This window comes from Yoonia vestfoldensis SKA53, assembly GCF_000152785.1.
GTDB classification, from domain to species: domain Bacteria; phylum Pseudomonadota; class Alphaproteobacteria; order Rhodobacterales; family Rhodobacteraceae; genus Yoonia; species Yoonia vestfoldensis_A.
Window position 1 is genome coordinate 1,113,563 of record NZ_CH672414.1, and the last position, 21,042, is coordinate 1,134,604.

The window sequence follows — 21,042 nt, forward strand, 5'->3', positions numbered from 1 at the left end:
TCGGTCACCCGCACGGCGGCCATCATGTCAGGCTGGCCGATCACGGCGCCATTAGCCCCGGTGCCACGTTTGATTGCATCGACAATCTCCATGCCTGCGGTGACCTGCCCCACGACCGTATATTGACCATTCAGGAAATAGCCCGGCTCGAACATGATGAAAAACTGGCTGTTCGCGGAATTGGGGTTTTGCGACCGCGCCATGCCGACAACACCGCGTTCAAACGGCAGCTCCGAAAATTCGGCCGGAATGTCATCGAACGCCGACCCGCCCATGCCCGCGCGCGACAGATCACTGCCCATCACGCCGTTTTCCACATCACCGGTCTGCGCCATGAACCCGTCGATCACGCGGTGGAAGACCACGTTGTCATACCCGCCCTGTGCGGCAATCGCGGTGATCTGGGCGGTGTGCAGCGGGGCCACATCCTCGAACAGATCGATGGTGATGGTGCCGTTCGCTTCGCCCGCGATGTCGATTTCGAGACCCGCGCCAAAGGCGGGACCAGCCAGCACGGCCAGTGCGATCAGATGCTTATACATCGGCGGCCACCTTGACGCTGATCATGCGGTCGGGGGCGACGGGTGGCTCACCACGGGTGATGGCATCGACATGGTCCATACCGGAAATGACCTGCCCATAGACAGTATATTGACCGTTGAGAAAATCATTATCCTTGAAATTGATAAAAAACTGGCTGTTGGCCGAATCCGGGCTGGACGACCGCGCCGCGCCGATGGACCCGCGCGCATGCGGCAGCTTGGAAAACTCCGCCTTCAGGTCGGGCAGATCCGACCCGCCTGTGCCAGCGCGGCGGATGTTGAAATCCTGTTCCATATTGCCATTGGCCACATCGCCCGTCTGCGCCATGAAACCGTCGATCACGCGGTGAAAGCAGACATTGTCATAGGCACCGGCGCGGGCCAGTTCCTTCATCCGCGCGACATGGCCGGGGGCGACATCGGGCAAAAGCTGGATGATGACATCACCGTCCTTGAGGGTCATGATGATGGTGTTTTCGGGGTCTTTGATCTCGGCCATTTGGGGCTCCTTGCAGGGTGATTGGGCTTGGACATATGGCGGATGCGCGCAAAAGCCAAGGCGGCGCTGTTGACGCGGGCACATCCTTGCCGCAACAAAGCGCCAAGCAACCCCGAAGGATGGATCACATGGGCTGGAAAACACTCGACGACATGGATTTCGCAGGCAAACGCGCATTGGTGCGGGTCGATATCAACGTGCCGGTGGAAAACGGCGTCGTGACAGATACCAGCCGGATCGAACGGATCATCCCCACGGTTGACGACATCCATGCACAGGGCGGCAAGGTGATCCTGCTGGCGCATTTCGACCGACCCAAGGGCCGCGTGGTGCCGGAAATGTCGCTTGAACATATTGCCGGCACCGTGGCCGATGTGCTGGGGCTGACGGTCACCTTCGTCAGTTCCAACTATGCCGAAGCCGTGGACGAGATGGAGGATGAAGAGGTCCTGCTGTTGGAAAACCTGCGCTTTCATCCGGGCGAAGAAAACAATGACGCAGCCTTTGCCGCGCGTCTGGCCAGCCTTGGCGATATCTATGTCAACGACGCCTTTTCCGCCGCCCACCGCGCGCATGCCAGCACCGAGGCCATCGCCCATCTGCTGCCATCCTGCGCGGGCCGCTTGATGGAGGAGGAACTGGGCGCGCTGGATGCGGCCCTTGGCAACCCCGCCCGTCCCGTGGTGGCGGTTGTCGGTGGGGCAAAAGTATCGACCAAGCTGGACCTGCTGGGCAATCTGGTGGGCAAGGTGGACCATCTGGTGATCGGCGGCGGCATGGCCAATACGTTTCTGGCCGCACAAGGCATCAATGTCGGAAAATCTTTGTGCGAACATGATCTTGCCGACACCGCCCGCGCCATTCTGGCCAAGGCGCAGGCCACGGGCTGCGAAATCATCCTGCCGCGCGACATCGTGGTGGCGCGTGACTTCAAGGCGGGGGCGGCCAGTGAAACCTGCGCCCCCGATGCCTGCCCAGATGACGCGATGATCCTTGATGCTGGCCCTGCGACGGTCGCCTATATCAACGCCGTGCTGGACCGCGCCAAAACACTGGTCTGGAACGGCCCTTTGGGCGCGTTTGAAATCGCTCCGTTCGATGCCGCCACCAATGCCGCCGCGCGCCATGCCGCCGGTCTGACGCAGGCAGGCAAGCTGATTTCCGTCGCCGGTGGTGGCGATACGGTGTCGGCGTTAAATCAGGCCGGCGTGGCCGATGATTTCACCTATATTTCCGGCGCAGGCGGCGCGTTTCTGGAATGGATGGAAGGCAAGACCCTGCCGGGTGTCGCAGCATTGGGGTGATCGGTGGGCGGGGTGAACGCCGCCTTACGCCTGTTGGTCGGGGTTATTCCCGACCCATGGCCGCCCCCCCGCGCGCCGTTTGCGATAACATCCCGTCCGTTCGCGCTAACATATTTGCAACCTGCGCCGCGCCGTCCTAACCCTTGCGCAACCACTGCTGCCAAAAGGGCCAAGCACATGAAAACCACCCGCGCTGTCCAGAAAATCCTCGGCCATTACGAAGGCGAAACCCCGGGCGTCAAAGCCAACCTCGCCCGTATCTTGATGACCGGCAAACTGGGTGGCACCGGCAAGATGATCATCCTGCCGGTCGATCAGGGGTTTGAACACGGGCCTGCGCGGTCCTTTGCGCCCAATCCCGCCGCCTATGATCCGCATTACCATTACCAGCTGGCAATTGATGCCGGGCTGAACGCCTATGCAGCACCTTTGGGGATGATCGAGGCTGGCGCCGATACATTCGCAGGCCAGATCCCCACAATCCTCAAGGTCAATTCCGCCAATTCCCTGATCCCCGACGCCGCCCCTAAAACCCAAGCTATCACCGCCTGCGTGGATGACGCGCTGCGGCTGGGGTGTTCGGCGATCGGGTTCACGATCTACCCCGGATCATCGGCCGCATTGGACATGTTCAGCGATATCGCCGCCATGCGCGCCGAGGCTGCGGCCAAAGGCATCGCCACCGTGATCTGGTCGTATCCACGCGGCGAGGATTTGGACAAAGACGGCGAAACCGCGATTGATATCGCCGCTTATGCCGCCCAGATCGCGGCGCTGCTGGGGGCGCATATCATCAAGATCAAACTCTCGACCGACCATCTGTCCCTGCCAGAGGCGAAAAAGGTCTATCAGGACAAAGGTATCGACATCGCCACACAGGCCGCGCGCGTGCGCCATTGCATGCAGGCCGCGTTCAACGGGCGCCGGATCACGGTGTTTTCGGGCGGTGCCGCCAAAGGTGCCGATGCGGTCTATGACGATGCACGCGCGATCCGCGATGGCGGCGGCAACGGGTCGATCATCGGGCGCAATTCGTTCCAGCGCGACCGCGCCGATGCGCTGGAGATGCTGGGCAAACTGGTCGATATCTATCGCGGACGTGACTGACCGCGCGCATTTTAGGGATTCCCTTTGCGAATCGGATATGCGATTCTGATGGCAGTCGCCCGCCAGAGGCGACAGCAGAGGATCGCAGATGTTCAGACGCAGCCGGCCGGCCATTGGGGCGACTTTATACTTTCTCGGGATGATCGTGCTGGGTCTGTATTTCACCTTTGCCGCCGTGCAAGGCGATTATGGCCTGTTCAAACGTGTCGAAGTCCGCGCCGAATCTGCAGCCCTGCGCCTCGAACTGGCCGGTTTGCAGGCCGAGGTCGCGCGGATGGAAAACCTGACCACGCGCTTGTCGGATAATTTTCTGGACCTTGATCTGCTGGATGAACAGGCGCGCCACCTGTTGGGCCTGATCCGCGCCGATGAAATCGTGATCCGCTGATCCCATCGTCAGAGGATAAATATCCTCGCCGAAGGCCCGGCGCAGCCGGTCAGCCAGCCTTGCACCAGATGCAGACCTGCCCCCGTGCCGTTGCGTCATATTCATGGTGGCAATCCCGTTCCAGATGCTCTAAAAGATAGTTTAATACTAAACTATATACCAAACCGCTGGAGGAATGCCGATGCCGCCAAAACAGGCCGCCGCGAAATCCAATGTCTCAGCCGAAGAATTGCTGGGCCATTACCGTGAAATGCTGCTGATCCGGCGGTTCGAGGAAAAGGCAGGCCAGCTTTATGGCATGGGCCTGATCGGCGGCTTTTGCCACCTTTACATCGGACAGGAAGCCGTCGTTGTAGGGCTGGAAGCTGCGGCCGGTGAAGGCGACAAGCGCGTCACATCCTACCGCGACCATGGCCATATGCTGGCCTGCGGCATGGACCCAAAAGGGATCATGGCCGAATTGACCGGGCGCGAGGGCGGCTTTTCCAAGGGCAAGGGCGGTTCGATGCATATGTTCTCGAAAGAGAAACATTTTTACGGCGGGCATGGCATTGTGGGCGCGCAGGTGCCTCTTGGTGCGGGTCTGGCGTTTTCGGATAAATACAAAGGCAATGACCGCGTCACATTCGCCTATTTCGGGGATGGGGCTGCAAACCAGGGGCAGGTTTATGAAACCTACAACATGGCGCAGCTGTGGGATTTGCCGGTGATTTTCGTGATTGAAAACAACGGCTATGCGATGGGCACCTCCGTCGTGCGGTCAACCAAATCGCCAAGCCTGTGGGAACGCGGTGCCGCTTATGGCATCAAGGGCGAAGAAGTGGACGGCATGAATGTGCTGGCTGTCAAGGAAGCGGGCGAAAGGGCTGTTGCCCACTGCCGTTCAGGCAAGGGGCCTTATATTCTTGAGGTCAAGACCTACCGCTATCGCGGCCATTCGATGTCTGATCCCGCCAAATACCGCACCCGCGACGAAGTGCAGAAAATGCGCGACGAACGCGACCCGATCGAACAGGTCCGCGATATGCTGCTGACCGGCAAACACGCGACCGATGATGACCTCAAGGCCATCGACAAGGAAATCAAGGCCATCGTCAACGATGCCGCCGAGTTTTCCAAAGAAAGCCCGGAGCCGCATCTCGACGAGCTTTGGACCGACATCTACGCCACAGAAATCCCGCAGGAGGCTTGACGCATGGCAATTGAAATTCTGATGCCCGCCCTGTCCCCGACGATGGAAGAAGGCACTTTGGCCAAATGGCTGGTCAAGGAAGGCGACAAAGTGTCCTCCGGTGACATTCTGGCCGAAATCGAAACCGACAAGGCCACGATGGAATTCGAGGCCGTGGACGAAGGTGTGATCGGCAAAATCCTGATCGCTGAGGGCACCGAGGGCGTCAAGGTCAACACCGCCATCGCCGTGCTGGTCGAAGAGGGCGAAAGTGCGGACGAGGCTCCGGGGCAAGCCCGCGACGCGGCCGCCCCGGCCCCCGCGCCGGGGCCTCAACCATCCACCAAGGCCCCCGCAGTCGCCAAACCCGCAGCCCCCGTGGCCGATGTCAGCCCCGATTGGCCCGCCGATGTCGCGATGAAACCAACCACGGTCCGCGAAGCCTTGCGCGATGCGATGGCCGAAGAAATGCGCCGCGACGCGGATGTGTTCCTGATGGGCGAAGAAGTGGCCGAATATCAGGGTGCCTATAAGATCAGTCAGGGCCTGCTGGACGAATTCGGCGCCAAACGCGTGATCGACACGCCGATCACCGAACACGGCTTTGCCGGCATCGCCACCGGAGCGGCCTTTGGCGGGCTCAAGCCCATCGTCGAATTCATGACCTTCAACTTTGCCATGCAGGCGATCGACCACATCATCAACTCTGCCGCCAAGACGCTTTATATGTCGGGTGGGCAGATGGGCGCACCGATGGTGTTTCGCGGTCCCAACGGCGCCGCTGCCCGCGTGGGTGCGCAGCACAGCCAGGATTATACCGCCTGGTACATGCAGATCCCCGGTCTCAAGGTCGTCGCCCCCTATTCCGCTGCCGATGCCAAGGGGCTGCTCAAATCCGCGATCCGCGACCCCAATCCGGTGATCTTTCTGGAAAACGAAATCATGTACGGCAAATCCTTTGACGTGCCGGTCATGGATGATTTCACCATTCCCTTCGGCAAGGCGAAAATCGAACGCGCCGGCACTGATGTGACCATCGTCAGCTTTAGCATCGGCATGACCTATGCGCTGCAAGCGGCCGAAAAACTGGCCGCAGAAGGGATCAGCGCCGAGGTGATCAATCTGCGCTCGATCCGCCCGATGGATACCGAAACCATCCTGGCGTCCGTGCGCAAGACCAACCGCTGCGTCACCGTCGAAGAAGGCTGGCCGCAAGGCAGCGTCGGCAGCTACATCAGTTCGGTGATCATGCAGCAGGCATTCGATTATCTGGATGCACCCGTGATCAATTGCACCGGCAAGGATGTGCCGATGCCCTATGCCGCCAACCTTGAAAAACACGCCTTGCTGACCGTCGATGAAGTCGTCGCCGCCTGCAAGCAAGTGACCTACCGCTAAGGAGACAATGCGATGCCTACAGAAATTCTGATGCCCGCCCTGTCGCCCACGATGGAGGAAGGCACGCTGGCCAAATGGCATGTCAAGGAAGGCGACAAAGTGTCGTCAGGTGACATTCTGGCCGAAATCGAAACCGACAAGGCCACGATGGAATTCGAGGCCGTGGACGAAGGGATCATGGGCAAGATCATGATCGCTGAGGGCACCGAAGGCGTCAAAGTCAACGACGTGATCGCCGTGCTGTTGGAAGAGGGTGAATCAGCCGGTGATATCAGCAAGGTCCCGGGTGAAGCCCGGGACGCGTCGGCGAAGAAAGCTGACGCCCCGGCCCCCGCGCCGGGGCCTCGCGCCGCAGCCGCCGCACCCGCCGTAGCCCCCGCCAAGGACAGCAGCCGCGTTTTCGCCTCCCCCCTCGCCCGCCGCATCGCGGCTGAAAAGGGTCTCGATCTGGCAGGTGTCAGCGGCTCCGGCCCGCATGGCCGGATCGTCAAGGCCGATGTGCAAACCGCCAAGGCCGGTGCCACGCACGCCCCCACCACGGCAGCGGCCCCCAAGGCCGAAGCCCCCAAAGCCGCCACCACCATGGCAACTGGCCCCAGCACCGACGCCGTTATCAAGATGTATGACGGCCGTCCCTACACCGAGGTCAAGCTTGACGGGATGCGCAAAACCATCGCCGCCCGTCTGACCGAAGCCAAGCAATCGGTGCCGCATTTTTATCTGCGCCGCGATATCAACCTCGATGCGCTGATGGCTTTTCGTGGTCAGCTCAACGCCCAGCTTGAAGGGCGCGGCGTCAAACTGTCGGTCAATGATTTCATCATCAAAGCCTGCGCGCTGGCGCTGCAACAGGTGCCTGACGCCAATGCCGTCTGGGCCGGTGACCGCACGCTGAAGTTCGCAAAATCCGATGTGGCCGTGGCTGTCGCGATCGAAGGCGGGCTGTTCACCCCCGTCCTGCGCGATGCGGAAATGAAATCGCTTTCGGCGCTGTCCGCGGAAATGAAAGACTTGGCCACCCGCGCGCGCGACCGCAAACTCGCCCCGCAGGAATACCAAGGCGGCAGTTTCGCGATCTCAAACCTTGGCATGTTCGGCATCGACAATTTCGACGCGATCATCAATCCGCCACATGCCGCGATCCTCGCCGTGGGTGCAGGCGTCAAAAAGCCTATCGTGGGCAAGGATGGCGCATTGGCTGTGGCGACGATCATGTCTGTCACCCTGTCGGTAGATCACCGCGTCATTGATGGCGCCTTGGGTGCGAACCTGCTGGCCGCGATCAAGGACAATCTGGAAAACCCTCTGACCATGCTGGCCTGATTAAGCTGGTCAGAGAAAAACAAAACGCCGGTCCTGTGTGGCCGGCGTTTTGCGTTCAGTGGTCGTGATCGAACAGATGATCCATCGTCACCGAAGGCTGTGAACAGCCTGCCTCGCCCACGATGCGCGCAGGCACGCCCGCCACGGTCTTCATCGGCGGCACATCGTCCAGCACGACGGACCCCGCCGCGATCCGGCTGCAATGGCCGACCTTGATATTGCCCAACACCTTGGCCCCCGCCCCGATCAGCACGCCATTGCCGATCTTGGGGTGGCGGTCGTCATCTTCCTTGCCGGTGCCGCCCAAAGTGACCGAATGCAGCATCGACACATTATCACCGACCACAGCCGTTTCCCCGATCACCACGGAATGAGCATGATCAATCATGATCCCCTTGCCCATACGGGCGGCAGGGTGGATATCGACGCCGAATACCTCGCTCACCCGCATCTGGATGAAATAAGCCATGTCGCGCCGCCCTTGGGTCCACAGGTAATGCCCCAGCCGGTACGCCTGGACCGCCTGAAACCCCTTGAAGAACAGCAAAGGCTGGATCAGCCGGTGGCAGGCCGGATCGCGGTCATAGATCGCAACCAGATCGGCACGCGCGGCCAGCGCCAGCGCGGGATCAGCGGCATAGGCGGCATTGGCGGTTTCGCGCAAAATCTGTTCCGACATCTCCGCCGAGGCCAGTTTCAGCGAAATCCGGTAGCCAAGCGCCGCCGCGAATGTCGTATGATGCAACACGCCCGCATGGACCAGCCCGCCGATCAGCGGCTCAGAGACGATGGCGTCTTCGGCTTCTTGCCGGATGCGGTGCCAGACTGGGTCAATTTCGGTCAGGGCGGGTTTTGGCTGGCGCATGGCATCGATCCTGTTTTCAAGATGTCCTGTGTAACCCAGATAGGGTGCCATCGCCAATATCAAAGGTGTCATCCATCACATCACCAATCGTGATGGCCACAAAAGCCAGACAGTGCAGATAGTCCCGTGTCAGCACGGCTGGGCGCGGCGCGATTGATACGCGCGACAGCGCCGACATCAGCGTGCCGGTGCCATGATCGGGATGCGCCGTGCCACAGGCCGCATGATGCGCCGCGCCACGCCGTGCCATATCGAGCAGCCGCGCCAAAAGGGCGGCTCTTTCGCAGGCGGGCAGCAGCAGCAAGGCCCGCGTGGCCAGTTCCAGATCGGCCAGTTGCAGCCCCCTCACCCGACGATCCGCGCGGTAAAGGGGCCGGGACCGAACCGGTCGGACACTTGTGCAACTTCGACGCGATAGGCCGCCCCGCCATGATCGGCGGCAATCAGGCTCGCGGGATAATGCCAAACCGGCGCGTCCAATGTCACGCTGCGGCGGATGATCCCGTCACGGATCACGCGGAGCTGATAACTTTCCACCGCCTCGCCCAACGGCACATCCGCGTCGCCCCAAAGATCGCCGTCAATCCGGCTGCACCTGATCCATGACAGATGCAGCCCGTCCGCCGCCTGCCGCGCGCGCAGATGCGCCACCGGATAGGGCCGCAGCCCGTTGCCTTGGAACGCCGCGACGGTATAGCGGAAACTGGGATCACCCAAGGGCCGCTTGGCCGGGCCATAGCGGAAATGGCGCGCCGCACCGCGCGCAGAAGACGCCAGCACCAGCTGGTCAACACGGGTGTCGAGCACCACAACGCGTGACCCCGCAGGCCACAGATCCGGCATGATCCCGCGACTGCCCGCCTGCCCGCGCAAAAGCCCGCGCAACCGGAACGCACCCGCACCCAAAGGCGTGGCATCACGGAATTGCAGCACTTCCCACGCGTCAGGCGATCCGTCACCGATGGCCAGCAGGTTCGCCCCCGCCAGCACCGCCTGCGCCGTGGCACTGCCCAGCGCGCCGGTCAGCAACCGCACATCAAACCCCGCCTGCCGGTCCCACAGCCCCGCCCGCCCGCGCGGCAGGGGCGTCAGCGTCTCGCCAATGCCGGCGGGATCGCGGATAATGTCCTGCAAGGCATAATCGCTGTCCTGCGCGGCACCGTAAACCGCCACCGACCCCGGCCAAGGTGCGCCCGCCACCGCCAGATGCGGCGCATGGGGGATTTCATCGCCGCGCAGCAAGGGCAGATCAAGAAACAGCAATTCCACCGGCACGGGGGCGGCAAAGGGTTTCAGCACGGCGGCCTGATCCTCGGACCGGACAGGCTGATAGGTGCCAGCACTGATCCGCGTGGCGTCAACCAATTGCAGACCCGCATCTTCAATCCGGTCGATGCGGTAATCCCCCGCATGCCCGGGCAGATCGACAGCAACCACATCGCCCGCCCCCACCGCACGCGAGGGCGGCAGCGCGAAGGTGATACTGTCGCGCGCAACCCGCGCCTCTTGCAGCCAGCGTGTCGCGATGGCGCGGCCTTCGGCACGGGTCAGCGCCAAGGGCAATTCATGCCGCGCCACGGCAAGGCTGGTCGCATCGGCATGGGCGGCATCGGCGGCGGCGGGTTCATAATCGCCATCGGCATCCAGATGCAGCACCTGCACGCGCTGTGCGGTCTCTGACGCAGGCGCGCGGGTCAGCGACCATGCCTGATCCTGTTCGGGGTCAAGCGCCAGATCGGCCAATCCCAGCTGCGCGCTGATCCGTGCCGTGCGATTGCGGAAAATCAGCGTACCACCCTGTTCGACCGCATCAAACCCGTAGGCCAGCATCAAGGGCTGCAAGGCCGCCCGCCCGCTGGCCGCATGATCCAGCAGATAGCCGCGCACGATGCCAAACAGCCGCGAGACATCATAGGCCACAATCCCCGCAGCCTCGCAAATCGCCGCGACAACCGAGGCCAGCGGCAGGTTGGTCGCCCGCCCGCCCAACCAATGCCCGCGCGCGTAATTGCCCGCATCGGCCCACAGGGTGCGATTGGCCGGAAAGAACGGATAGGGCCGCGCATCCCATGCCCAGACATGCATCCGGCCTGTATCGACCATCGGCCCACCATAGACGGACGAGACGGGATTATTGGCAGGGTCGGCATAATGCTGCGTCATCGCGCGCAGATATTGCATCTGCATCAGATCATCGCGCTGGCCGTTGGAATAATGCGGCAGGCCGGATTCCGATGATTTGGCATCCAGAAACTTGTTGGGCTGGTTGGCGCCTTTGTCGATGGCCGCACAGCCATATTCGGTAAACCAGACCGGTTTGGATTGCGGCACCCATGCGGTGGGGGTGGCACTGCGCAGGCCCCCCACGCGGTCATGATGCGGCTGGCCCCACCAATTGACGATATCCTTGGTGCGCCAGATCCACGGCTCGCCCAGACCATCGGTGATGGGTTCACGGCGTTGGGCATCGCGGGCCTCTGGTGTGGGATAAAACCAGTCATAGCCTTCACCACCTGCGATATTGCCGCGCAGATAGGCCAGATCATGGATCGCGCCTGCGCTGGCATCGGCATGGGTATCGCCATCGCGCCAATCGGCCAGCGGCATGTAATTGTCGATCCCGATGAAATCCACGTTGGGGTCAGCCCAAAGCGGGTCAAGGTGAAAAATCTTGTCCGCCGTCCCTGCGGGCTGATACCCGTGATATTCCGACCAATCGGCAGCATAGCTGATCTTGCAATCAGGCCCGAGGATCGCGCGCACATCACCGGCCAGCGCGCGCAGGGCCGCCACCGCCGGAAAGCTGCCATCACTGCTGCGCACCTGCGTCAGCCCGCGCATTTCCGAGCCGATACAAAAAGCATCGACCCCGCCCGCCGCCGCACATAGATGCGCGTAATGCAAAATGAACCGCCGGTAGCCGCCATTGGCCGGGCCGGTATAATCGACCCGCGTGCCTTGGACGCTGAAATGCGCAGGTTGCGCTGCGCCCATGAACGCCGCCACCTCGGCCGCCGCTGTCGCTGTGCCATTGCCCGCCGCCGTGATCCGCCCGCGCCATGGCAAGGCGGGCTGGCCGATGTCGCCGGTCCACGGATCGGGCAGATCGTTTCCCGCCAGCTGTTCCATCAGGATGAACGGATAAAACACCGCTGCAATGCCGCGCGCGCGCTGGTCGATGATTGCCTGCACCACCGCCGCATCCGCAGGCGTGCCGCCATAAACCGGCGCGCCTGCGTCAAAGGCCACACGCGAGGCAGTCGCCCGGGTCAGGCCCGACACGCGCCACGGCATCGCCTGTGCATCCACATCGTTCTGTTCGACCTTTGGCAGCACGGTGCAATCGCCACAGCGCAGGTCATCGCCAAACCATGACACCACCAGCACCAAGGATGTGCAGGCAGGCAGATCACCTTGCAGCGCATCCATCGCATGGGTGTAATCGGTCTGGCCGGACGGCGCGTTCATATTCACCGCCACCTGTTCGCCAAAACGTGGCGACAGATACACAGGCTGCGTCGCCAGCCCGTATTCGCCGGTGCCGGGGATCAGCGCCACGCCTTGCACGACAGCAGCAAGGCCCCCGTCCAGCCCGGCGCGGATCACCTCGAAGGTCAGTTGCGGAATGCGGTTGCCAAAGCCGCCCAGATCCAGATCCTCGATCACCACATAGGCGGTGCCGCGATAGGCGGGGACATGGCCTGCACCTTCGACGGCCTCCATCTTGGGGTCGGGGAATTGGTCGGCACTGCCGGTATAGACCCGCATGTTCAGATCATCGGGCGCGATTTCCACCCCATCGGCCCAGATCCGGCCCACACGGCTGATCGGCCCTTCGCACAAAGCCAAGGCAAAGCTCGCGCGGTAGCTATAGGTCGTGGTCCTTGGCGCGGCAGGCGCGCCTTTGCCACCGCCGGTCGTGGTGCTGGATTGGGTGAAATGGCTGGCCCAGATCACTTGGCCCCCCACGCGCATGCGGCCATAAACCTGCCCGATATCGCGGCCTTCGGCAGCCCCCGTCAGGCGGAACCGGTCAACGCGGCCGGTGTCCACCGCAGCGCTGCCCGCGCCCATCAGGCGCTGGTCGATCCGCGCGCCGATCATCGCGCCCGCCGCACGACCCGCCGCCGCCATCGACAGCCCCATGACGGTGCCACCCACCGAGCCGCCCAGCGCCATGCCCGCCGCCGCAAGAACAATCGTTGCCATATCAGATGATCCTTTGTGCAAAGAGGAAACGCGCCGCGATCCGGCGCGCCCAAGGTGCGCTCAGCGGGCTTTCGACAACGCCATGCCCGCTATAGGCGTGAATGAACGCAGGGGCGGCGCCGGTGACTGACACCAGCCCCAGATGCTTGGCCACCCCGCCCGCGCGCATCCGAAACAACAGCACATCGCCCGCCGCCAGCGGCCCCGTGGCGGGCGGCATATGGCGCAGCGCGGCCTGCCACAGCCGTTCCTGCCCCTGCGGTTCGGACCAATCGGGCGTGTAGGCCGGAACCTGTTCCGGCTCTGCCCCATGCAATTCACGCCAAAGCCCGCGCAACAGGCCCAGACAATCGCAACCGACACCCTTGGCCGCCGCTTGGTGCAGATAGGGCGTACCGATCCAGTCCCGCGCGGCCAGTACCACGGGCGGCGTCATGGGTTGCGCCGGCTTTGGCCGGTCAGGTTGCTGTCGCTGCGCGGCACAGCGACCAGCCAATCATCGCCCGGGATATCGGGAAAGCCCTGAAAGTTCAGCAGATTGGCAAATTTCACGCGGCAGGTCACAGCCGCCTTGTCGCAGCCCGCGGTCAGGGTCAACATATCCGCCACGCCAATGCCTGCGCGGATCGGGTCCCACAGCGTAATCTCGCGTACCGCGTTCAACAGCCGGTCGGATTTCACCACCCCCGACAGGCCAGCGGCAGGGCCGGTGGTGACCTGCAATTGCCCCGCCTCAAACCAGCCATCGTTGAACATGGCCTGCCCCGCAAAACGGAACACACGGTTATCTTGCACCGCGACAGGCTGTGCGCTGAACCGGTAGGCCGGATCATCCAGCGCGAACCGGCAACGCGCATCCCCCAACACAGCGGAGCATTGCGTCAGATATGACCGCCCCTGCGGCTGGTTCAGCATCTCGGTCAGCCCGCGAAGTTCGGCCTGAAAGCCACCTTTGGCGCGGGTGATCTCGCCCAGGATGCCCGCAAATTGCAGTGCGCGGTCGGCCAGCGCATCCCAGCGCACCTGCCAGATGCGCACCATGGCCCCGTCATAGCGGCCCGCGGTGATATCGGCCTCAGATATCGCATCCGACGACAGCGCGCCCAGCGCCTCGGTATTGTTCACCGACAGCCCCGTGGTGCTGGACAAGGCGCGCGCAGACAGACCCGTGTCAGGGGCAAAGCGGATACCGTCAAAGCTCAGCGGCAGATCATGGTCGGTGAACCCCAAGGTCACCCCGTCAAGACGGGTGACGGCCCAGCAATGGCAGGTCTGCGTCGCGCCACCTGCCAGATGTGCGGCAAGCCCGGTCATATCCGCACCTCGATCACCGGCACGTCGGGGGCCTCGCCCGCCTGAAAGCGTGACATGGATGTGCGGATCGTATCGGTGGCAAAACGCACCGGCACGTCAAATTCGAACGCCGCCCTGATTTGCGCGCCAATGTCGGGCGGATCGGTGAAACTGACGATGCCGGTCGTAACATCGACGGTATAATCCACCCCTGCGACCATCGCATCACCCCCACGGCTGACACGGATCGTGCCTGCGACGGGTTTCGTGATGGGGCGGATATAGCTGGTCTCGCCCGACCGATAGGTCTTGGACAGCTGGAATTGCGTGGTCAGCTCGTCACCCAGACCGATCAACTGGTCCGGCCCTGCAGTATCCTGCGAGGGCAGGCAGGATTTGTAATCCGACCAGTCTTTCCAGCGAAAACCGATCAACTGGCCTTGGCGCGCCTCGAAAAACGCGATCAGCACCGCCAGATCGTCCAGCGCGCTCAGCCCCAGCCCCGCGTCATAACGCCTGCGCGCATGCGCCCAAGGCGTGTTGCGTTCCTCGTATCCATTGGCAAGGGTGACCACCTCGGTGCGCCGTTCCGGCCCGCCGGTGGCGCCGAATGACAGGTTGGCGGGAAATCTGATCTCGTGAAACATCGCGTTGTCCTTAGCTGTTGCGCTGGCTGCGCTGCATCGCGCGCGCCATCTGCTGTGCGATCTGCGACTGGCTGCGCTGGAAGCCCTGCACATCGGGTGTGGTGATCTGCATGGTGACATGCACGCCACCGCCACCACCGCCGCGCACGCCCAGCCGCCCGTCAGGGCCGCGCGCCAGTGGCATGATCGCCTCTGGCCCCGCCTCGCCCATCAATCCGGTGCCGCCGCGCATCGGGAATGTCGTGGGGCTGGACACGATCCCACCCTTGGCAAAGGGCATCACGCGGCCTTGCGAAAACGGCGCACCATCGGCAAAGGGCATCAGGCCGGAGACCAGGCTGTTCAGCCCCCCTGCCAGCATCCCGCCGAAATGGTCGGTCACAGGTTTCAGCGCGGCATTATAGACCGTGCCAGACATCGACCGGCCCAGACCGGCAAAGACATCCGACAGGGTCTTGCCATCCAGCACCAGCCCATCCAGCGCGCGGCGCAATCCGTTTGAGAACCCCCGTTCGAGATTGCCCAGATCGCGGGTCGTATCGCTCAGCGCAGTTTGCGTGCCGCGCAATTGCGCCTCAAAGGCCGCCGTGACAGCCGACACATCGCCAAGGCTGCGTTCCAGCGCGGAAATATCGCTGTCAAAGGCATCAAGCCGGTCAAGATCATTCATCTTCATACCCTATTGGATCATCGGGAAAGGCGCGCGCCAGCGCATCCAGCCCCGCGCGCGTCATCGGCGCAGGCCCGGCCTGCGCGCCCAGCATCAATTGCAGTTCCGCAGGCGTCAGCGCCCAAAAGACGGCAGGCGACAGGCGCAAGCTGCAAAGCCCCGCGCGCATCAGCCCTGCCCAGTCCAGCGGTGTCATTGCGGCACTGTGAAGGCCCGCGCCAGCAGGCGCGCGGCCAGCCGTGCCGCACCCAGCGGCCCGCCGGGAAAATCCACCGCCAGCAGATCATCCGCCTGTCCGCGCCAGCCGCCGCCGCGCAGCCCTGCCACGATCACGGCCATCACATCGCGGCTGGAAAACGCACCACATTCAAACCGCGCCACCAGATCGACCAGCGACCCGGTTTGCAGGGTCGCTTCCAGCTCGGCCAAAGCACCCAGCGTCAGCTTGGCCTCGATCACGCTGTCACCGATGGTGACGGCCACTTCACCCGCGAAAGGATTGGCCATCAGACCAGCGCCACGAATTGCAAGGCGCCGCCCGACGCCAGCGCGATTTCATAGCTCGCCTCGCCGTTATGGCTGCCTGCGTAATCAATGCCGGTGATCTGGAAAGCGCCTTGCAGCATGCCGAAACCGGGGATGATGACCTGAAAATCCGGCATCAGCCCGCCAAAGAAAATCTGGCGCGCGCGCTCGTCCGTGGCGTCATCCTTGAACACGCCCGCGCCGGAAATCGCGGCGGTTTTCACCCCCGCACCGCCCAGCAATTCGCGCCAGCCCCCGGTGCTGTCAAGGCTGGTCACATCCACCGTTTCCGCATTCAGGCTGATCCGCGTCGCGCGCAGGCCGGCCAAGGTTTCAAACTGGCCATCGCCGGTCATGTCGATCTTGATCAGCAGGTCTTTTCCGTTCTGGGCCACCATCGGGGCTCTCCTTTATGATCGGGGTTAAATGTCGTCGGCCACACGGGCGCGAAAGGTCAGGGTGATCTGGCGCATGTTGCCGGTGCTGGTGCGCGCGGCCTTGGCCTTGGTGAAATGCAGGCCGACCAGCGTGCCGCGCGACAGCGTCAATGGCGCATCCAGCAGCGCATCGCAGACAGCGCCGGCCGCGGCCTTGGCACCGGCGAACCCTGCCGCCTCGCTCAGTACATCAATGCTCAGCGCATGCGTGGCGCCATTGCCGGTCTTGTCGGAGGCATCGCGCACATCCTCGTTGCCCAGCACCACATAAAGCGGCGGCAAGGGACCGGCAGGCACCGCGTCATAGATCGCAGCCCCCACCAGCGTGGCAAGTGCCGGATCAGCACTCAGCCGTGTATAAACCGCCGTCTGCAGCGCGGCCGCGATGGCATAGGTCATGTGGCCACCTCCTCGGTTGCGGTGCAGGTCAGATACAGACCCTTGTCATCAGCCTCGGTCACCGCCGCGATGGCGAACAACCGCGCGCCCAGCCGGAACCTTTGGCCCGGTTGCGGGCGCGATGGCGCACCATGAGGCGCGGCACGCAGGATGATCTGGTAAGGCACGCGCGACAGGCTGGCCGACAGCGCCGCTGCCTCCCGCCCGGTGCCGGGCTTGATTGCGGCCCAGACGCGGCCCAAGCTCTGCCAGTCGCTGCTGAAACCACCTGCGCCATCAGGGGTCTGCACGCGGTGTTCCAGCACCAGCGCGCGGGTCATTTGCGGAATGCTCATGCCCGCCCCCCCAGACGCAGATCGCGGAACCTGTCCACCATGGCGGTGACGCTGGGCGGCAGGGCGGCGATGGCCATATCATGGCGGCTGTCGTAATGATGGGCGGCCAGCATCAGGCTGGCCTGTGCCAGATCGGCAGGCAGGTCCGACCAGTCCGGCCCGAACCCCGCCATCAGCCCGATCCGCACCGACCCATGCGGCGGCACCGGCGGCAACACCCCACCCTTGGCCACCAGCGCGGGGCGCGTCGCATCAGCCACCAGATACCATGTGGCGGGGTCGGTGAGGGTTGCGGCCCCGTCATGGGCCAGCTGCGTGACATGCACGATGGCATTGACCGGCGCGATCGGCAGCAGCTGACGCACCGGATCGCGCCAGGCACGCAGGGTCCAGGTGAAATCGCGGTCAATCAGGATCTTGCCAGTGCGTGCCTCGATCGCGGCCATGGCGGCGCGCAGATGCCGCAACAACAGCCCGTCCTGATCGGCATCATCGACAAAACCCGTGGCAAGGCGCAGATATTCTTTCAGCTGCGCCACCGGCAAAACCGCGTCGGGTACCGGATTTTCTTCGACTAACATCATGGATTTGCTCCGAGTTCATATGGCACAGCTATCCCGGACACAGACCCACCCGGCCATGCTCGGACGGAAGGGGGGGCTGCTAGACATGGCCGCTTGGGCCTGTATCCGGGGGCCGGGCAACGCGCAGTGCTGCGCGCGCCCTATCGGGTCAGGATCAGCTGACCGCGAATTTCAGCAGCTTGATCGCGGCGAAATCGCTGACCGCACCGCCCACGCGCTTGGTGGCATAAAACAGCACATGCGGCTTGGCCGAGAACGGATCGCGCAACACGCGCAGATCGGGGCGTTCGGCCACGGTATAACCCGCCCCGAAATCACCGAACGCGATGGCGGCAGAGCCTGCCGCGATATCGGGCATGTCTTCGGCCACCAGCACCGGATAACCCATCAGCCGCGCAGGCTCGCCCGCGGCCAGACCGTCGGACCACAAGAAGCGGCCGTCATTGTCCTTGAGCTTGCGGATCGTGCCAGCGGTCTTGGAATTCATCACAAAGCTGGCATTGGCGCGGTACACCGCCCCCAAGGCATAGACGAGGTCCACAATCGGATCACCCGACTGGATGCCACCGGAAACACCCGTGGCCACGAAACCGATATTGCCCCATTCCCAGATCTCGTTTTCGACCTGTGGATAGGTCAGCATCCCCTTGGGCTTGTCGATCCCGTCGCCGTTGATAAACGCCGCCGCTTCCGAGCGCGCGAATTTATCCGCGATCCGGCCTGCCAACCAGCCTTCGATGTCAAAGGCACTGTCATCCAGCAGCCGCTGCGACGCCTTGGGCAGCGCCGAAAGTTCATGCAGCGCAATGCTGATCCGGTCGATCTGCGGTGTAGTGGTTTCCGCCATGCTGCCCGTCTCGGTCGCCCAGCCAGCGCCCATTTCGGTGTGATCGACCAGCACGTCATAAGATGTGGCATCCACCGTCACAACGCTGGCCACAGCCCGCAAGGATGCGGTCGAGGACAAGGTGCTTTTGATCGTCTCGGCGGTCTGGGGGTCCACCAGATAGCCACCATCGGCGGCCATCACCGATGACAGCGCCTTGCCGTCCAGATCCAGCCCGCGCAGCGCGTCATCATCGCCCGAGCGCAGATAGGCGGCAAAGGCCTTTTGATGCGGTGCATCCGGCACAGCCCCTGTCGTCAACGCGCTGCGGGCGGTCATCATCGTCTTGCGATCCAGCTTGTTCATGCGGTCATCCTGTTTTTGAAGTTTGGCCTGCAGGCCGTTGGTAAAGTTGGTGAAATCCGCCAGAAATCCGGCGATGGCTTCGGTCAGGTCAGGCGCGGACAGATCTTCTGCGATCCGGGCCTTGGGCACGGGTGTGGTCATGGGGTTTTCCTTTGGCGGTCGGGGTTAAAGCGGGGGCAGCAGGTGGCGCGCCTGCGCAAAAGCACGCGCAAGACGGTCCAGATCATCGGTGTCGCGGGCCTGCGCCTTGGCAGTGACACGGGCCTCGGGCAGCATCGGAAAGGTGACCAAGGACACTTCCCACAGGTCCAGTTCCGACAGGCGGCGCGCGCCGCTGGCGTCTTTATGCGCGCGCAGCGTGCGATAGCCGATCGACAGCCCGTCGATGGCGCCCGCCGCGATCAGGCTTGCGGCCTCGCGGGCGCGGGCGATGTCGGTCAACAGACGGCCCCGGACCCAGAGGCCCTTGGCATCCTCGACCACCTCGTCCCAGACGCCGATGGGCTGGGCCGGATCATGCTGCCATAGCATCTTGATCCGGCGTCCCTTGGACAGGCTGATGCGATAGGCACCGGCCTCGACGATATCGCCCCCCCCTGATCGGTTGCGCCGAACAAGGATGCATAGCCGCTGATCACCTGCCCGTCGGTAACGGTCACGGCCTGCGGGCCGGTGCAGAATTTATGTTCCAAACTCATGATATGGCTCCAGTGATTGCCTTGACGATCTCGATAACCAGCAGACCGGCGCAGCCGCAGACCACGATCCAGACCTGCCATGCCAGCCGTGCGATGATGCTTTCGATCCGGCCAAGGCGCAGATCGACCTGCGCGAACCAGAAATCCGATGCAGGCGGCGGCGGGCGGCGCTGGCCGCGCAGGGCGATCACCTTGTCATCCATGCTGGCCGACCTCCTGCGCAGGCAGGCCCAACAGGCGGCGCTTTTCGGCATCACTCAGGAACGCAGCCGCCCCCACCCGCGCCCACAGGCTGTCACGTTCATGCGACAGCGCGGCGATCTGGTCGCTATCGGGGCGGATCTCGATCCGCTGGCCCGAAAAATCCGACAGCCAGTCCGCGATGACCGATGCCACGCGGGTCGCCAAAGGCAGCACCGTCAGGCGGTAGAAGGCGCGGTTGGCCTCTTGGTAATTGGCATAGGTCGCGTCACCGGGAATCCCCAGCAGCATCGGCGGCACACCAAAGGCGATGGCAATCTCGCGCGCGGCGGCCTCCTTGGTTTTCTGAAATTCCATGTCAGAGGGCGAAAACCCCATCGGTTTCCAGTCCAGCCCCCCTTCCAGCAGCATCGGCCGGCCTGCGTTGCGCGCGCCCTGATGCTGGCTTTCCATTTCACTGACCAGCCGGTCGTATTGATCACTGGTCAGCGCAGATTGACCATCCGCACCGCGATAGACAATCGCGCCCGAAGGCCGTGCCGCATTGTCAAGCAAGGCCTTGGACCAGCGCGAAGCGGCATTATGCACGTCGATGGCCGCGGCACAGGCCTGCAAAGGCGAAAACCCGTAATGATCATCTTGCGGATGAAAGGATTTGACATGGCAGATCGGGCTGTGATCCTCGGTGACGGCAAAGCGGTGCTTGCGGCCATCGACACTATATTCATACCCCTTGGGCCAGCCATCCGGCCCCGGGATCACGGCCATCCGGTCAGAGCGCAGAACATGGATCTCGGCCGGCAGGCGATCCACCGCCACCGCCTCCAGATAACCGTTGCCGGTCAGCAGCAACTGCCCGAACAAGGCTTCGAGCAATTCTGCACGGCCCTGTGCGCCATTGGGACGCGCCAGTAGCGCCTGCACCGGATGGCGGTCATAGCGGTGGTCGTCATCCTGCACCACCAGCGGGATCGCTGCGGCCGCCTCGGCAATCAGGCGCACCGCACGAAAGCCGACCGGATTGCCCAGAAACCCTGTCCGGGTCAACGACACGACATCGCGCGGCGACCAGGCCACCCGCCCCGCCCCCTGCAGCGCGACGACACGGCCCGTGGCCGAGGTCTTGACCTGCGGTGCAGCGGGCGGTTTGCGGTTCAGGAAATCAAACATGGCTTCTCCTCGAAACGATCATTGCGGCGTTGAAAGGACTTTAGCGCACAGGGCTGAGGATGCGGTTACGGCACCGTGCGCGCCC

The 21,042-nt window shown here is 63.3% G+C and carries 24 protein-coding genes and 1 pseudogene; 6 read left to right on the forward strand and 19 right to left on the reverse strand.

What is annotated here, in order from left to right; all coding sequences use genetic code 11:
• Together SKA53_RS05425 and SKA53_RS05430 are read right to left on the reverse strand one after the other, a co-directional pair.
• Nucleotides 1-542: peptidylprolyl isomerase (locus SKA53_RS05425; protein ID WP_007205073.1), on the reverse strand; the 542-nt coding region annotated here is incomplete at its 3' end.
• Entirely contained in the window at nucleotides 535-1,041 is a 507-nt protein-coding gene (locus SKA53_RS05430) for a peptidylprolyl isomerase (protein ID WP_007205074.1), read from the reverse strand. The genes SKA53_RS05425 and SKA53_RS05430, both read right to left, overlap by 8 nt.
• A 128-nt stretch (nucleotides 1,042-1,169) precedes the next feature.
• On the opposite strand from SKA53_RS05430, the gene SKA53_RS05435 reads away from it, so the two are divergent.
• The 6 genes from SKA53_RS05435 (at nucleotide 1,170) to SKA53_RS05460 (ending at nucleotide 7,732) form a co-directional block, all read left to right on the forward strand.
• A complete protein-coding gene (locus SKA53_RS05435; protein ID WP_040483150.1) occupies nucleotides 1,170-2,345 on the forward strand; it encodes a phosphoglycerate kinase in 1,176 nt (391 codons plus the stop codon).
• Between the two features lie 177 nt (nucleotides 2,346-2,522).
• Nucleotides 2,523-3,452, forward strand: a complete 930-nt coding sequence (locus tag SKA53_RS05440) for a class I fructose-bisphosphate aldolase (RefSeq protein ID WP_007205076.1) — start codon at nucleotides 2,523-2,525, stop codon at nucleotides 3,450-3,452.
• An 88-nt stretch (nucleotides 3,453-3,540) separates the two neighbouring features.
• A complete protein-coding gene (locus SKA53_RS05445; protein WP_040482812.1) occupies nucleotides 3,541-3,840 on the forward strand; it encodes an FtsB family cell division protein in 300 nt (99 codons plus the stop codon).
• 181 nt (nucleotides 3,841-4,021) lie between these two features.
• The gene (pdhA, locus tag SKA53_RS05450; RefSeq protein WP_040483151.1) at nucleotides 4,022-5,032 is read left to right on the forward strand and encodes a pyruvate dehydrogenase (acetyl-transferring) E1 component subunit alpha; all 1,011 of its coding nucleotides are present in this window, start codon (nucleotides 4,022-4,024) and stop codon (nucleotides 5,030-5,032) included.
• Between the two features lie 3 nt (nucleotides 5,033-5,035).
• Nucleotides 5,036-6,409 carry a pyruvate dehydrogenase complex E1 component subunit beta gene (locus SKA53_RS05455; protein WP_007205079.1) on the forward strand — a complete coding sequence of 458 codons (1,374 nt, stop codon included), beginning with the start codon at nucleotides 5,036-5,038 and terminating at the stop codon, nucleotides 6,407-6,409.
• A gap of 12 nt (nucleotides 6,410-6,421) precedes the next feature.
• On the forward strand, nucleotides 6,422-7,732 hold the full coding sequence (locus SKA53_RS05460; RefSeq protein WP_007205080.1) for a pyruvate dehydrogenase complex dihydrolipoamide acetyltransferase: 1,311 nt from the start codon (nucleotides 6,422-6,424) through the stop codon (nucleotides 7,730-7,732).
• Between the two features lie 55 nt (nucleotides 7,733-7,787).
• Here SKA53_RS05460 and cysE read toward each other — a convergent pair whose 3' ends face one another.
• From cysE to SKA53_RS05545, 17 genes and pseudogenes are all read right to left on the reverse strand, one after another.
• Nucleotides 7,788-8,597 carry a serine O-acetyltransferase gene (cysE, locus tag SKA53_RS05465; protein ID WP_040482813.1) on the reverse strand — a complete coding sequence of 270 codons (810 nt, stop codon included), beginning with the start codon at nucleotides 8,595-8,597 and terminating at the stop codon, nucleotides 7,788-7,790.
• A 16-nt stretch (nucleotides 8,598-8,613) separates the two neighbouring features.
• Nucleotides 8,614-8,946 carry a hypothetical protein gene (locus SKA53_RS05470; RefSeq protein ID WP_007205082.1) on the reverse strand — a complete coding sequence of 111 codons (333 nt, stop codon included), beginning with the start codon at nucleotides 8,944-8,946 and terminating at the stop codon, nucleotides 8,614-8,616.
• A complete protein-coding gene (locus tag SKA53_RS05475) occupies nucleotides 8,943-12,806 on the reverse strand; it encodes a baseplate multidomain protein megatron (protein WP_007205083.1) in 3,864 nt (1,287 codons plus the stop codon). The genes SKA53_RS05470 and SKA53_RS05475 overlap by 4 nt, the downstream gene beginning before the upstream one ends.
• 1 nt (nucleotide 12,807) lies before the next feature.
• Nucleotides 12,808-13,242: a peptidase gene (locus tag SKA53_RS05480; protein ID WP_007205084.1), complete on the reverse strand. Its 435-nt coding sequence runs from the start codon at nucleotides 13,240-13,242 to the stop codon at nucleotides 12,808-12,810.
• Complete coding sequence (locus SKA53_RS05485; protein ID WP_007205085.1) at nucleotides 13,239-14,120, reverse strand: DUF2163 domain-containing protein; 882 nt, start codon at nucleotides 14,118-14,120, stop codon at nucleotides 13,239-13,241. The genes SKA53_RS05480 and SKA53_RS05485 overlap by 4 nt, the downstream gene beginning before the upstream one ends.
• Nucleotides 14,117-14,746 (reverse strand): DUF2460 domain-containing protein, encoded by a 630-nt coding sequence (locus SKA53_RS05490; protein ID WP_007205086.1) that lies wholly within the window; start codon nucleotides 14,744-14,746, stop codon nucleotides 14,117-14,119. Before SKA53_RS05490 ends, SKA53_RS05485 begins: the two co-directional genes overlap by 4 nt.
• 10 nt (nucleotides 14,747-14,756) lie before the next feature.
• Entirely contained in the window at nucleotides 14,757-15,416 is a 660-nt protein-coding gene (locus SKA53_RS05495; RefSeq protein ID WP_050752668.1) for a phage tail tape measure protein, read from the reverse strand.
• Entirely contained in the window at nucleotides 15,409-15,612 is a 204-nt protein-coding gene (locus SKA53_RS05500; RefSeq protein WP_007205088.1) for a rcc01693 family protein, read from the reverse strand. The genes SKA53_RS05495 and SKA53_RS05500 overlap by 8 nt, the downstream gene beginning before the upstream one ends.
• On the reverse strand, nucleotides 15,609-15,923 hold the full coding sequence (locus tag SKA53_RS05505; RefSeq protein WP_007205089.1) for a gene transfer agent family protein: 315 nt from the start codon (nucleotides 15,921-15,923) through the stop codon (nucleotides 15,609-15,611). The genes SKA53_RS05500 and SKA53_RS05505 overlap by 4 nt, the downstream gene beginning before the upstream one ends.
• Nucleotides 15,923-16,339 (reverse strand): phage major tail protein, TP901-1 family, encoded by a 417-nt coding sequence (locus SKA53_RS05510; protein ID WP_007205090.1) that lies wholly within the window; start codon nucleotides 16,337-16,339, stop codon nucleotides 15,923-15,925. Before SKA53_RS05510 ends, SKA53_RS05505 begins: the two co-directional genes overlap by 1 nt.
• 24 nt (nucleotides 16,340-16,363) lie before the next feature.
• A complete protein-coding gene (locus SKA53_RS05515) occupies nucleotides 16,364-16,777 on the reverse strand; it encodes a DUF3168 domain-containing protein (RefSeq protein WP_007205091.1) in 414 nt (137 codons plus the stop codon).
• Nucleotides 16,774-17,112 carry a head-tail adaptor protein gene (locus SKA53_RS05520; protein ID WP_007205092.1) on the reverse strand — a complete coding sequence of 113 codons (339 nt, stop codon included), beginning with the start codon at nucleotides 17,110-17,112 and terminating at the stop codon, nucleotides 16,774-16,776. Before SKA53_RS05520 ends, SKA53_RS05515 begins: the two co-directional genes overlap by 4 nt.
• A complete protein-coding gene (locus tag SKA53_RS05525; RefSeq protein ID WP_007205093.1) occupies nucleotides 17,109-17,696 on the reverse strand; it encodes a head-tail connector protein in 588 nt (195 codons plus the stop codon). The genes SKA53_RS05520 and SKA53_RS05525 overlap by 4 nt, the downstream gene beginning before the upstream one ends.
• Nucleotides 17,697-17,850: 154 nt before the next feature.
• Nucleotides 17,851-19,029, reverse strand: coding sequence for a phage major capsid protein (locus tag SKA53_RS05530; RefSeq protein WP_007205094.1), 1,179 nt, complete (start codon nucleotides 19,027-19,029; stop codon nucleotides 17,851-17,853).
• 24 nt (nucleotides 19,030-19,053) lie between these two features.
• Nucleotides 19,054-19,586 (reverse strand): annotated as a pseudogene (locus tag SKA53_RS05535) (HK97 family phage prohead protease).
• A complete protein-coding gene (locus SKA53_RS05540) occupies nucleotides 19,583-19,789 on the reverse strand; it encodes a hypothetical protein (RefSeq protein ID WP_007205096.1) in 207 nt (68 codons plus the stop codon). Before SKA53_RS05540 ends, SKA53_RS05535 begins: the two are co-directional and overlap by 4 nt.
• Nucleotides 19,782-20,957 carry a phage portal protein gene (locus SKA53_RS05545; protein ID WP_007205097.1) on the reverse strand — a complete coding sequence of 392 codons (1,176 nt, stop codon included), beginning with the start codon at nucleotides 20,955-20,957 and terminating at the stop codon, nucleotides 19,782-19,784. The genes SKA53_RS05540 and SKA53_RS05545 overlap by 8 nt, the downstream gene beginning before the upstream one ends.
• Between the last annotated feature and the right edge of the window lie 85 nt (nucleotides 20,958-21,042).